This window comes from Roseivirga thermotolerans, assembly GCF_014653175.1.
Taxonomy (GTDB): domain Bacteria; phylum Bacteroidota; class Bacteroidia; order Cytophagales; family Cyclobacteriaceae; genus Roseivirga; species Roseivirga thermotolerans.
Genome location: NZ_BNAG01000002.1, coordinates 33492 through 46208, shown reverse-complemented (window position 1 = coordinate 46208; position 12717 = coordinate 33492). Strand labels below are relative to the sequence as shown.

General features: G+C 43.8%; 14 protein-coding genes. 11 read left to right on the top strand and 3 right to left on the bottom strand.

Features of this window, described 5'->3' with window-relative positions; translation table 11 throughout:
- The first annotated feature begins 125 nt into the window (after window positions 1–125).
- On the top strand, window positions 126–911 hold the full coding sequence (locus tag IE164_RS06120; protein WP_189629337.1) for a WG repeat-containing protein: 786 nt from the start codon (window positions 126–128) through the stop codon (window positions 909–911).
- 693 nt (window positions 912–1604) lie between these two features.
- On the opposite strand, the gene katG is transcribed toward IE164_RS06120, so the two are convergent.
- Entirely contained in the window at window positions 1605–3842 is a 2238-nt protein-coding gene (katG, locus tag IE164_RS06115) for a catalase/peroxidase HPI (RefSeq protein WP_189629336.1), read from the bottom strand.
- Window positions 3843–4128: 286 nt separating this feature from the next.
- Between katG and IE164_RS06110 the strand changes: the two genes are divergently transcribed.
- The 5 genes from IE164_RS06110 (at window position 4129) to IE164_RS06090 (ending at window position 6940) form a co-directional block, all read left to right on the top strand.
- The gene (locus tag IE164_RS06110) at window positions 4129–4509 is read left to right on the top strand and encodes a GyrI-like domain-containing protein (protein ID WP_229838553.1); all 381 of its coding nucleotides are present in this window, start codon (window positions 4129–4131) and stop codon (window positions 4507–4509) included.
- Window positions 4448–5101: a type II secretion system protein GspG gene (locus tag IE164_RS06105; protein ID WP_189629334.1), complete on the top strand. Its 654-nt coding sequence runs from the start codon at window positions 4448–4450 to the stop codon at window positions 5099–5101. Before IE164_RS06110 ends, IE164_RS06105 begins: the two co-directional genes overlap by 62 nt.
- Window positions 5102–5124: 23 nt before the next feature.
- Window positions 5125–5730, top strand: a complete 606-nt coding sequence (locus IE164_RS06100; protein WP_189629333.1) for a short chain dehydrogenase — start codon at window positions 5125–5127, stop codon at window positions 5728–5730.
- 195 nt (window positions 5731–5925) lie between these two features.
- On the top strand, window positions 5926–6567 hold the full coding sequence (locus IE164_RS06095) for a hypothetical protein (RefSeq protein WP_189629332.1): 642 nt from the start codon (window positions 5926–5928) through the stop codon (window positions 6565–6567).
- Window positions 6568–6634: 67 nt separating this feature from the next.
- The gene (locus tag IE164_RS06090; protein WP_189629331.1) at window positions 6635–6940 is read left to right on the top strand and encodes a SemiSWEET family sugar transporter; all 306 of its coding nucleotides are present in this window, start codon (window positions 6635–6637) and stop codon (window positions 6938–6940) included.
- Here the strand turns inward: IE164_RS06090 and IE164_RS06085 are convergent.
- Window positions 6937–7860: a LysR family transcriptional regulator gene (locus tag IE164_RS06085; protein WP_189629330.1), complete on the bottom strand. Its 924-nt coding sequence runs from the start codon at window positions 7858–7860 to the stop codon at window positions 6937–6939. The genes IE164_RS06090 and IE164_RS06085 overlap by 4 nt on opposite strands.
- Window positions 7861–7947: 87 nt before the next feature.
- Here IE164_RS06085 and IE164_RS06080 point away from each other — a divergent pair, with 87 nt between their 5' ends.
- From IE164_RS06080 to IE164_RS06060, 5 genes are all read left to right on the top strand, one after another.
- Complete coding sequence (locus IE164_RS06080; protein WP_189629329.1) at window positions 7948–8208, top strand: hypothetical protein; 261 nt, start codon at window positions 7948–7950, stop codon at window positions 8206–8208.
- The gene (locus tag IE164_RS06075; protein WP_189629328.1) at window positions 8205–8495 is read left to right on the top strand and encodes a hypothetical protein; all 291 of its coding nucleotides are present in this window, start codon (window positions 8205–8207) and stop codon (window positions 8493–8495) included. Before IE164_RS06080 ends, IE164_RS06075 begins: the two co-directional genes overlap by 4 nt.
- A 33-nt stretch (window positions 8496–8528) precedes the next feature.
- Window positions 8529–9491, top strand: a complete 963-nt coding sequence (locus IE164_RS06070) for a sodium-dependent bicarbonate transport family permease (protein WP_189629327.1) — start codon at window positions 8529–8531, stop codon at window positions 9489–9491.
- 120 nt (window positions 9492–9611) lie between these two features.
- Window positions 9612–9971 (top strand): nuclear transport factor 2 family protein, encoded by a 360-nt coding sequence (locus IE164_RS06065; RefSeq protein ID WP_189629326.1) that lies wholly within the window; start codon window positions 9612–9614, stop codon window positions 9969–9971.
- Between the two features lie 26 nt (window positions 9972–9997).
- Entirely contained in the window at window positions 9998–11056 is a 1059-nt protein-coding gene (locus IE164_RS06060) for an adenylate/guanylate cyclase domain-containing protein (RefSeq protein ID WP_229838611.1), read from the top strand.
- A 53-nt stretch (window positions 11057–11109) separates the two neighbouring features.
- Here IE164_RS06060 and IE164_RS06055 read toward each other — a convergent pair whose 3' ends face one another.
- Window positions 11110–12561 (bottom strand): NADP-dependent isocitrate dehydrogenase, encoded by a 1452-nt coding sequence (locus IE164_RS06055; RefSeq protein WP_189629324.1) that lies wholly within the window; start codon window positions 12559–12561, stop codon window positions 11110–11112.
- Window positions 12562–12717 lie beyond the last annotated feature (156 nt).

The following is a 12717-nucleotide window of genomic DNA, read 5'->3' as shown; positions in this document are numbered from 1 at the left end:
AGCTATAGACCGAATTAAGCAGGGTTTCATGTCACATGAAGCCCTGTTCTTTTAAGGAGCAATATCAAATGACCATTTGTACTAAAAAAAATGTGTTAAATTATGGTTTTAAAACTGATCTCCTTATGAAAATAAAACACACCAATTGGCTACCCGGCCTATTCATGCTGGTCATTTCCGCCCAAATCTTTGCGCAGGAAGAAAACCTCAAAACACTCAAACAGTTCGACAGAATCTATGATTTTGGAGCAAATGGTATTTCCTGGGCTATGGTTGAGTCTGAAAATAAGTTCGGATTTATAGACGCCAACCACAAGTTGATTGTTGAGCCCAAATACGACAGGATTTTCGTCTTTGGTTCTAATGGTATTTCCTGGGCCAAGGTAGAAAAGAACGGTAAGTTTGGTTTTATCGATAGCCAGGGCCGGGAAGTTGTTCCCCCTATATATGATCGAGTATTTTATTTTGGTTCTAATGGCATTTCATGGGCCAAAGTGGAAAAAGGAGGTAAAATAGGTTTCATAAATGCCCAGGGAGTAGAGGTTGTGCCCACAGTTTATGACCGAATCTACAATTTCGGAGCTAATGGAATCTCATGGGCTAAAGTAGAGAAGGGTGGAAAGTTTGGTTTCATCAATTCATCAGGTATAGAAGTAGTCGCCCCAATCTACAGCCGAATTTTTGATTTTGGCACTTGCGGTATATCATGGGCAAAAATAGAAAAGGATGAAAAGTATGGATTTATTGATTCATCGGGAAAAGAAATTGTGAAGCCAATCTATAACCGCATTTTCGATTTTGGGTCGACAGGTCTCTCGAATTATGCCAAATACGTGAAAGGTAACAAGGAAGGACTAATAGACTCCAACGGTAAGGAAGTAGTCTTTTCGTCCGCCAACAGAAAAAAGTAAAACCACCTGAACGGCAGCCCGTCATAAAACACTGACACATGCTCTAAAAAGGTGATATCGGTAGCCACCTATTCTCGATGGCCCCGGTCTTCTGCTAACTATAGTTTTTTAACAGGGTGTCTGAACGGGTTATAGAGACAATTAAAAAATTCCCGATCGAAGCCGGGAACTAGAGGTAGTCAGGAGCTTTAAGGCTGCTAACTATTGTTATGTTTTACTAATGGCTACGCCTGCGGAGCCCAGCTAGAACAGAGCATGCCCTCACTCGCTTTGTTTGGATGTGCACATGCATCGGTTTGATGACGGGCACAGTTGCCGCAATGCCTGGAAGTATCAAGCTTTGGTATGAGTGAAAACCTATCGCAGGTATAGTTTTCATTGACTTTAAGCTTATGAACCGAACATATATTATCTGAAGTAAGAGACTCACAATGAGAACAACTGGAAGCTAATCGTATAGACATATCATTATTTCGTTTACGCTACTCTCAATATACCTCAATAAGACTTTAAATGTTTGATAATCAGTCAATTTCAATTTAGACTGAATTCAATCTATGCAATGAGTCGTGCATAAAAAGGATCCACTCCCCCATACATGACTGTACAGCCAACCACCAACGACCAAACAAAAAAGGTGTCTTTCAGGCTTTACCCCTCGAGACACCTTTCGCTCTAGTTCTGTGCCGTTTTTCAGGCAATATCGAACCGGTCATTCATCATTACTTTATTCCAGGCTGCTACAAAGTCTTTGACAAACTTCTCTTTGCTATCGCCTTGACCATATACTTCGGCCAACGCCCGTAGCTCGGAGTTTGAACCAAACACAAGGTCTACCCGGGTACCGGTGTATTTCACTTTTCCGGTAGATCTGTCGCTACCTTCAAATAAATCCTGATCGGCACTGGTTGCCTTCCAGCTAATGTTCATATCGAGAAGATTGACAAAAAAGTCGTTGCTCAACACTCCGGGCTTGTCGGTAAACACTCCGTGTTTAGAGCCATCATAGTTTGTATTGAGCACACGCATTCCACCCACCAATACTGTCATTTCCGGAGGTGTAAGCTTTAGCAATTGTGCTTTATCGACCAACAGCTCTTCGGCCGATACGGAATACTTCTGTTGCTGATAGTTTCTGAAACCATCGGCTCTTGGTCTTAGCCACTCAAACGATTCGGCATCGGTCTGCTCTTCCAGAGCATCTCCCCTGCCCGGGGTAAATGGCACCTCAATGGTTACGCCTGCATCTTTGGCCGCCTTTTCGATAGCCGCGCAGCCACCAAGCACTATCAGATCGGCCATAGAAACCTGCTTATTGCCCGACTGTGCACTATTAAACGCTTTTTGTACCTCTTCCAGAGCATTGAGCACTTTATTTAATTGCTCGGGATTATTTACCTTCCAACTTCTTTGAGGTTCAAACCTAATTCTGGCGCCATTGGCTCCTCCACGGTTGTCGGAACCTCTGAAGGTAGAAGCCGAAGCCCAGGCTGTCGACACCAACTCAGAAACTGACAGACCTGTAGCCAGTATTTCTGCCTTCAGGTGCTTAATATCAGCCGCATCGATAAGATCATGTTCAACTGCCGGAATGGGGTCTTGCCAAATCAAATCTTCGGTGGGTACTTCCGGCCCCAGGTATCGGTTTTTAGGCCCCATATCTCTGTGCAATAGTTTGAACCAGGCTCTTGCAAATGCATCGGCAAACTCATCGGGATTTTCTAAGAATCTGCGTGAGATTTTCTCATATTCCGGATCCAAGCGCAAGGACAAATCGGTGGTGAGCATAAATGGTTGATGAAACTTGCCTTCTATGTGAGCATCGGGTACGGTTCCTTCGCCACCACCATTCTTAGGCCTCCATTGGTAGGCTCCTGCCGGGCTCTTGTACAGCTCCCACTCATATTTAAAGAGATTTTCAAGGTATTTCATGCTCCACTGGGTTGGTGTATCGGTCCAAATACCTTCTAAACCAGAGGTAATGGTATTTTCGGAGTGTCCGCTGCCCAAAGTATTTCTCCATCCAAAACCCTGCTCTTCCATAGTGGCTCCTTCTGGCTCAGGGCCAACATATTTGGTAGGATCTCCCGCTCCATGCGTTTTACCAAACGTATGACCTCCCGCTATCAAAGCCACGGTTTCCTCATCGTTCATAGCCATTCGTCCGAATGTCTCGCGAATGTCTTTAGCGGCTGCAATGGGATCGGGGTTACCATTAGGGCCTTCCGGATTTACATAGATAAGGCCCATTTGAACGGCTGCCAGCGGATTCTCCAACTCTCTGTCTCCTGAGTAGCGTTTATCATCCAACCATTCGCCCTCCGAACCCCAATAAATATCTTGCTCAGGTTCGTAGATGTCTTCTCTACCACCACCAAAGCCAAAGGTTTTAAATCCCATGGACTCCAGCGCCACATTACCGGTTAGAATGAGCAGGTCTGCCCACGATATTTTGTTACCATATTTTTGTTTAATAGGCCATAGCAATCTTCTTGCCTTATCCAGATTGGTATTATCGGGCCAACTGTTTAGCGGAGCAAAACGCTGTGAACCGGTGGCTCCACCACCTCTTCCATCGGCAATTCTGTAAGTACCGGCCGCGTGCCAGGTCATGCGTATAAACAACGGACCATAGTGCCCCCAATCGGCAGGCCACCAGTCTTTAGAATCAGTCATTAGTGCATGAAGGTCCTTTTTTAGTGCCTCGTAGTCCAGCTTCTTAAACTCTTCAGCATAGTTAAAGTCTTCTCCCATTGGGTTTGAAAGACTGGAATGCTGCCTTAAAATATTCAGCTTAAGAGCATTGGGCCACCAGTCTTGATTTGAGGTACCTCCTCCGGCACTATGATTGAGCTTTCCTCCTAGAAAAGGGCAATTGGCCGCGTCATTGGTATTGTAGCTTGCGCTGCCGTGTGGGTTGTGATTTTCCATATATCGTGTTTTTTAAATTTCAACAGTGACTTCAATTTGCAATAAAATTTATAAATAATCGACCGTATCATATTTATATAATCTATACCCTATCAACATGATAAATGAAATGAAGGATTTTCCATCCAAGCTTTTAACGGTACTAGTTTTCATCTCCGGCATACGTAATGCTCCCTCATTTTTGTATTATTGATCATTATTGTTTTCACTTGTTATGACACACTCATCTTTTGAACTAATCGGCCTTAGGCTAAAAACAAAAACAAGCAATCAAAATGGCCAGTCCATGCAAGACTGTGGAAGTCTCTGGCAAGAGTTTGAAACACAAGAACTAGCTCAGACCATACCGAATAAGCTAAATGAGGCTGTATACGCAGTGTACTTCGATTACGAAAGCGACCACACGGGAGCGTTCAATTATTTTGTTGGATGTCGTGTAAAAAGTGGCACTGAGGCACCAGAAGGATTGAGCAAGCTGGCCATACCCGAACAAACCTATGCACTGATACAAGCTAAAGGTAAAATGCCCGATTGTATGGCAGATAGCTGGAAAAACATTTGGTCTAGCGACTTGAAGAGAGCTTATACCTTCGATTTTGAAGTGTATGACGAACGAAGCCACAATTGGGAGCAGGCAGAAGTGGATATATTCGTTGCTGTTCGATAAAATGAATAGTCTAATTCCGTTTATTCTTTCAGCAATTATTCCTGGCACTGGTCAGCTTTATATGGGTAGGTATACTTCGGGCCTGCTAAACTTACTATTGCCCATTCTCCTTATTTTTCTATTACCGTATTTTGCACTTTTTATATACCCCACTTTTGCGATCATCTCCTTTATCGAAATTTATCAGGTGGTCTCTAAATCGGAGGGCAAAAAGAAAGCCATGATTCAGCTTATTTTTGGATTAATCACGGTGATCATCATTATTCCTACATTGATTTTTTTGTTTCAACTCTCTGTAATTAATGGAAATCAATATGTTCGTAAGCAGTATCTCAATGAGGGTTTTACCCGCGATGAAATGCAGGAAATCCAGGAAGCCCTGAAATGGTATAAAAACAACACCGACACCTTTCCTGACAGTTTCTCTTCATTTGTACAAAGTAAACCGATTTGGCAAGGCTGGCTGAACGATGCCTGGAACCAAAATTACAAGTACGAACGTACCGACTCTTCTTACACGCTCACATCGGCCGGTAAAGACGGTCTCTTTGGAACTGAAGATGACATAATTGTGTACGATAAGAGTGATTAACCATTTTTTAAACCAACTGAATTATGAAAATATTAATAGTAGGTGGTCATGGCACTATAGGAAAGCCTGTTGCAGAGCATTTCAGAAAAGAGCATGAGGTATTGATTGCCGGAAGGTCGGCCGGAGATGTAGTGGTAGATATTGCCAATAGCGCTTCAATTAAAAACATGTTTGAACGAACTGGCCCTATTGATGCCTTTATATGCATAGCCGGTGAGGCCAAGTGGGCTCCGTTCGATTCGCTGAGCGAAGAGGATTATTACATTGGTCTGAGGAGCAAATTAATGGGGCAGGTAAACCTGGTGAGAATCGGAAGACAGCACTTAAACGCCAACGGCTCCATTACTCTTTCTACCGGTATTTTGGCTGATGACCCGGTAATAAAGACTACCAGTGCGGCTATGGTAAACGGTGGCATTCACAGCTTTGTGAAAGCGGCCGCTCTGGAAATGCACAATGGTATCAGGCTCAATGTGGTTTCGTTGGGCATGGTAGAAGATGCCTATGCGAAATACAAGGATTACTTTCCGGGCCACAACCCCGTGCCCATGCACAAAGCCGTGAATGCATACGTAAGAAGCGTTATGGGGAAAGGTCATGGAGAAGTGATTCGGGTCTATGAAAACTAAGGCTAATACCAGAGAGGCCCGAAGTTTCCCATTTTTTTAGGGTTATTCCGTTGTCTGTAAGAATCGGCTTTAGGCCTGATTTATCGATATTATTTCTCCATCCCTAATAAATCGGCTTTCTTTTAAAGAGTTTTCGAACACGACTTACAACCCTTCTTTGAGAGGTGTTGTCTAAAGCAAAACTCAAAAACTCAAATGTACTATACATTCAGTAACAGGCTTATCCGCAAGTTGTCGGATAGGCCTTTCTTTAGCCTTTTGGCTCTACTTGGGCTAACCATTGGGCTATGGGGCTGCTCTAACGATGACCCCCAACCCATTGCACCTTCTGAAGTTATTCGGGTGATAGACGGGCGCACCGCCAAACAGGGAAGTGGCAACCCTCTGACCATAGACATGAACAAAGACGGCATAGTAGATTTTACCGTGTTTGCAGAACTTACGGCCAACCAGGAGGGCGACGAACTCTATGTTGGCGTAAACCCAATTGGCCCTCATAAAGTCAAATCGGGGCCATTTTCTGACGATAACTTTTTAAACATGGGGCTTCTTATTGCAGAGAATCCCCCCACCACACTGGACTTTAGCCTCAAACCTAATGAACAGTGGACCAGTGAACATGGCGCCATAGCCATACGCAAGACCACCAATAGCGGTTCGGTAAGCCATGAAGGTGCGTGGATAGGACGTAGCAAAGTATTGGCTATTCAGCTCTACCAGAATGGTCAGTATCATATCGGGTGGCTCAAAATTCATTTCAATGCAGAAACCGAGGTAGCAACCTTGCTTGAATACGCGCACCACAAGAGACCTCAAACACCCATTGCTTTACAATAAGCCAGCTAAACTAATGCAGCGATGCAACACGGTGCATTAGTTTTCCTTACTTTTCATATCGTAGATTATGAATTATTCTACCTTTGGCCAATTCCTTAAATACACCAGAGTTATGGAAAATTTGGGTATACTGGCTGCAATACTTACCACCGGAGCGTTCTTGCCTCAGGCCATAAAAACCATTCGAACAAGGCACACCGAAGACCTGAGCCTCACAACGTTTGCCATGATGTTTTTAGGTACTCTTTGTTGGTTGGCCTATGGATTATCCATTGATAATCGCCCACTCATAATCGCCAATATTATTACGGCTCTACTGGCGGGCATCATTCTGTTTATGAAGTTACTCTCTTACCGAAAACCCAGAGATTAATATTGCTCGTACCAGTGAAAATGTTCCTCCACCAGTTTCTTTCTCTTCTGCTTTAGAAAATCTAAATATCCCTGTGCTACCGGAGAGAGGTTTTTGCCTTTTAACCATATGAGATTCCAACGGGTAACAATCGGCAGGCCCTTCAATGGAATTATTTCCAATTGCCCATTTCTGAGCTCATTTCTGAGCCCTATAAGGGGCATAATAGAATAACCAAGTCCTGCAATTACTGCCTGCTTAACGGCTTCATTAGAAGTAAGCTCAAGCTTCTTATAAGTAGAAATGGATTTTGAACGAATGAACGACTCCATGGCATTGCGTGTAGCCGAGCCTTGTTCTCTATATATAAGAGGGTATTGTTGCAGAAAATCCTTTTTATCAGAATCGGCCAAAGCCCTGAGTTGCGGACTGCCCACCAGATATAGCTTGTTTTGAAGCAACTCTAGCCTATCGATACTCAGGTGGGCAGGCAAAACCGACACCAACGAAAAATCAACTTCATTTTCCTCCAGGTTAGAGATCACCCTACTTTTATTGGTTACGTCCATAATCAGATCGACACCCTTGTGTTTTCGCATGAATTCAGACAGAAAATAGGGCATTACGTACTTCCCTGTAGAAACTACAGAAACCTTGAGCCGACCTGCCAATTGCTGGCTGTAGGCCAAGGTTCTATAATTAATGGCTTCTACCTCGTTGAGAATCCTTTCTGCAGCCACAGCTATTTCCTTTCCAAAATCGGTGATGTACAATTGCCTACCGACTACCTCAAATAGCGGTACAGAAAACTGATCCTGAAATTTTCTGAGCTGAATAGAAACTGCTGGTTGAGTTAAAAAAAGCTCTTCTGAAGCCTTAGTAACGCTTTGTGTATGAACTACCTTAAGGAAAACCTTGAGCTGATGCAGGGTATAATCCATAAATTATGTTTATGATTAACATATGAAAGATAAATAAAAATTTATCAATCACAGCCTTCATCTTTGTGCCGCATTAAAAAAAGAACTATGCGCACAACATCGACAACCGAATGGACTGAAAAGCGAGCCAAGTCAGAAAATGCTTCTCCTGTCAAATCAGAAGCTTTCATAGTAAGTCAAAGCCTGGTTTTCATAGGGACAGTTTTGTTGGCTTTAGCTTGCTGGATTATGCTGGTCTTCACCTATGCCAGCGCCCTAAAGGCCCCCGCCATAGCCTCAGGAGCCATCGTTTTCTTCGCTTCTATTATTCACCTGATACAATCAAGTAAAACCAATCAAAAGTCATGATTCACGAAAAAGAAAATCAAATACAGCTAATGAACCAAACCCTGTCTCCTTCACAAGCCTTTGAACAAATGGCTGCCATGGTAGACGGATTGATAAAGCAAATAAACCTTCAAAACCTTAGGGCCTTTGAGCAACCAAATCAGCTAAAATCCAATGCCGATACAGAAGCTTATATAGACCATCTAAAGCAACAGAAGCAAGAACTTCAAGAACGGTTTATGTTAGCAGAACAGCTGGGTTGCCATATTGAAGCAACGGTCTCATTCAACATTAAACTAACCCGATAGACTGGGCCTACGGCCCGGATTTGCCAAGCCTTCATGGAATTACAATTATTGTTCGATAACCTGACCAACCCGGCCTTGCTCTTCTTCTTTCTGGGTCTGTTGGCCGTTCAGCTAAAAAGCGATCTGGAAATACCAGCCAATTCGTCCAAATTCATCTCCATATACCTTCTCTTCTCCATAGGATTTAAAGGAGGTCAGGAGTTGTCTCACGAAACCATAAATGCGGAAATCCTCTGGTCGTTGGTTTTTGGGGTAGTTATGGCTCTTATTGTACCTATATACTCCTTTTTCCTACTAAAAAAGAGACTTGGGGTACAAAATGCGGGGGCCATAGCCGCAGCCTACGGATCGGTAAGCGCAGTAACTTTTGTAACGGCCGTTTCCTTTTTGGAAATGCAGCAAATAGCTTTCGATGGCCACATGGTGGCTGTAATGGCACTTATGGAGGCCCCCTCAATTGTTATAGGAGTACTGCTTATGGCTCTTTTCAGAGAAGAAAGTGAGCACAAAGTCTCTTTCAGCCATATCCTAAAGCATTCGGTAACCAATGGCAGTGTGGTACTCATACTGGGTAGTTTGGTCATTGGCTTTCTTGCCTCCGACAAACAGGCTCAAGGCATAGAACCCTTTACTACCGATATTTTCAAAGGCTTTTTGGCGGTTTTCTTACTAGATATGGGAATAACCAGTGGCAGGAAACTCTCCACATTCTTGAAAAACGGCTGGTTCACTTTGTGTTTTGCTGTGCTGGTGCCTTTAATTAACGGGTCGGTAGTTGCCTTTGTGAGCCAATACATTACAGATAACGTTGGCAACCAACTGCTGTTTTCCATACTGGCAGCCAGTGCTTCTTATATTGCTGTGCCGGCCGCCATGAAGCTGGCTGCCCCTAAAGCTAACCCCGGCATATATATACCTATGGCACTGGCCATTACCTTTCCTCTCAACATTACCTTAGGCATGCCCTTGTATTTGTCTATCATTCACCTCAACTGATCTGCAGACAAAAAACAACCCGGCCTACGCAACCAAAGCACTTTTAGAAACGATAGTAAACCTATGATTACCTTCTGAGCAGAAGAAAATCATAGGTTTTTACTTTTTAATCACCAATACATGACTCCAAAAACACTGGTTGAAGAATGGGTTAGGCTTTTTAACGAAGGCAACGCCCAGGCATTAGGCCAACTATATGCCGAAGATGCTATAAACCATCAGGTAGCCAATAGTCCCTTAAAGGGCAAAAAAGCCATCATCAACAGTTTTGAAACCGAGTTTGCTACGGCCAAAATGACTTGTATAGTTGAGCATATTTTCGAAGATGGAGACTGGGCTATTTTAGAATGGAAAGACCCTCTGGGACTACGAGGTTGTGGCTTTTTTCAGGTTTCGGAAGGAAAAATAGTGTTTCAAAGAGGCTATTGGGATAAGCTTTCATTCCTTCGCGTGCACAATCTTCCTCTTCCAACTACCTAAACTGCCCAATCTTACTAGCTTTGAACGTGCAATTTTCCAAGCCACTCCGCAACCGAAAGAAGACCATCATTCGCCAGTATACACTGGGATGGATGGCAGGCCTTATATTTTTGGTTTTTATCAGGAGTGTGGGCACTGTAGAGGTAAGTCGCTTTAACCCCAGCCTGGACGTAGCTATTTTCTTTGCCGGACTACTGGGAGGCTTCTTTGGTATGATCTCAGGCTACTTTCAGTTTCTGCTGGAAGAAAAAATCTATCGGCAGACCTCCATTAAAAAACTCCTTATAATCAAGGGGGTATACCTATTGGCTTTTGTAGTCGCCATGATATTTGTGGCCTACTTAATGTCTGTACATATTCTAAAATTTGAGATTGGTCTGTGGGAGTTTGCTACCGATGCCGGTAGTGGCGTGGTGTATCTTTACATCATTGTTTTCGATCTGTTTATGTTGGTTTTACGACAGGTTAATTTAATGTTGGGCGAAGGCAACCTCACCAAGTTACTGATGGGCGAATTCTACGAACCGCATGAAGAAGAGCGTATATTTATGTTTCTGGATCTGCAATCTTCTACCCAGCTTGCTGAAAAACTTGGCCACATTACCTATAGCAACCTGATCCAGGACTGCTTTTACGACTTAGGAGTGGTATTGGCCTATGAGGCCGAAATTTATCAATACGTGGGCGATGAGGCCATACTCACCTGGCCAACCCCTGCCGGCATTCGAAACAACAACTGCCTTAAAGCTTTTTATGCTTTTCAACACCAAATAGAATTGCGCAAAGAGCATTATGAAAAAGCCTATGGCATTGTGCCGTTTTTTAAAGCCGGTGTAAATCTGGGCAAAGTTACCACCACCGAAGTGGGCAAATACAAAAGAGAAATAGCTTACCACGGAGACACGCTCAACACAGCCGCTCGTATTCAGGCCAAATGCAATGAGCTGGAGAAACCGCTTCTGGTTTCTCAACATCTCAAAGACCGAATTCTTGGTAGGAAATTCGTTTTTCATTTTATGGGAGAAATGCCCCTAAAGGGTAAGGAAGAGGCGGTGGCTATTTATGCCGTAGAGCCTGCATCATAAAAAAACACGCTAGCCCAGCAGACCAGCGTGTTTTCTCCAGACATTCGTTTCAATTATTCTCCCTGGCTTAGCGAGTAGCCTCGCTCACCATCAAACTGATAAAGGTGCTCCGTCTTAATAAAGTCGAAACCGACCTTCTGCACATTTTGGAGCAGTTCAATTACATCAGAGTTTTGTAAAACCTCTCCATTTGGATTGGTAAACCTGCACCTCCAATGATCGGTTTTGAAAGTCTCAGGCATACCATTAGGGTATACCAACACCCCACGGTTAGAGATAAGCTTTAGCTTTAGGCGCTCGGTAGAAGCTTCGTTGAGCAGCTTATCGCCTATTTCATTGGCATCTCTGTTTTCGCCCCTCCAGTCGATAAACACATCTACCCCAACAAGCTCTTTCTTCTTAGCCGGTTTTTCCTTTACATCTATACTAATAGAAACATTTTCATCGTAGTGTACAGGCTTTAGCTTAGTTGGTTTCTGGCCTAGTCGCTCTATCACCGCATCGGCAAATTCTTTGGTACCTACACGCTCCACACTGCGCTGCGCTCGATAGATATCACCGGTATGAATACCATCTTCCAATGTCTTGAGCCATGCATTCTGAATAAGCTCGGCTTTATCGGCCTTGCCTAACTGCACAAGCATCATGGTAGCTCCATTCAGTAGGCCTGATGGGTTGGCTATGTTTTGTCCGGCAATATCAGGAGCCGAGCCGTGAATGGCCTCAAACATGGCATGGTTCATACCAATGTTGGCCGAACCGGCCATTCCCACAGAACCAGCCACTTCAGCAGCAATATCCGAAATCACATCGCCATATAAATTGAGGGTTACCACCACATCGAGCGACTCCGGACGAGCTGCAACAACAGCCGACCCAATGTCTATAATCCAGTGATCGGCAGCAATATCAGGGTACTCCTTAGCCACTTCATTAAACACCTTATGGAACAATCCATCGGAATGCTTCATAATATTATCCTTGGTCATACAAGTCACCTTCTTGCGGTTATAGGCTCTTGCATACTCAAAGGCATATCGGATAATTTTTTCAGAGCCGGGTTCAGAAATCAGCTTCAGGGTTTGCACCACTTCACTGGTTTGCTGGTGTTCAATACCGGCATATAAGTCTTCCTCGTTTTCGCGCACTATTACCACGTCCATGTGGGGGAAATGAGACGGCACGTAAGGCGGGTAAGCTCTAAACGGACGCACGTTGGAAAAAAGGCCGAGCGATTTTCTAATGGTTACGTTCAAACTTTTGTAACCTCCACCCTGAGGGGTAGTGATTGGAGCTTTGAGAAAAACAGGGTTTTTACGCAGTATATCCCAAGACTCAGGGCTTATGCCCGACTTATGGCCTGCTTTATACACTTGTTCTCCAATTTCTATGACATCGTAAGTTAGGCCAACTTCTGCGGCATCCATAATACGAATGGTAGCATCCATAATCTCAGGACCAATACCATCGCCATAGGCAACTGTAATTCTGTCTGTTTTACTCATTCTTCTGGGGTTAGTCTTTCGGCCGCAAAGGTAGTGACCATTGTTTGTTTTCGGAATTTAAACCCCAAAATCTGCCAATTGTTAGATCATTTTTTATAGGAATGGATGGTGCCGTTTTAGTTTACCACCTATGGCTATTATCTTTGGCACCTAGCT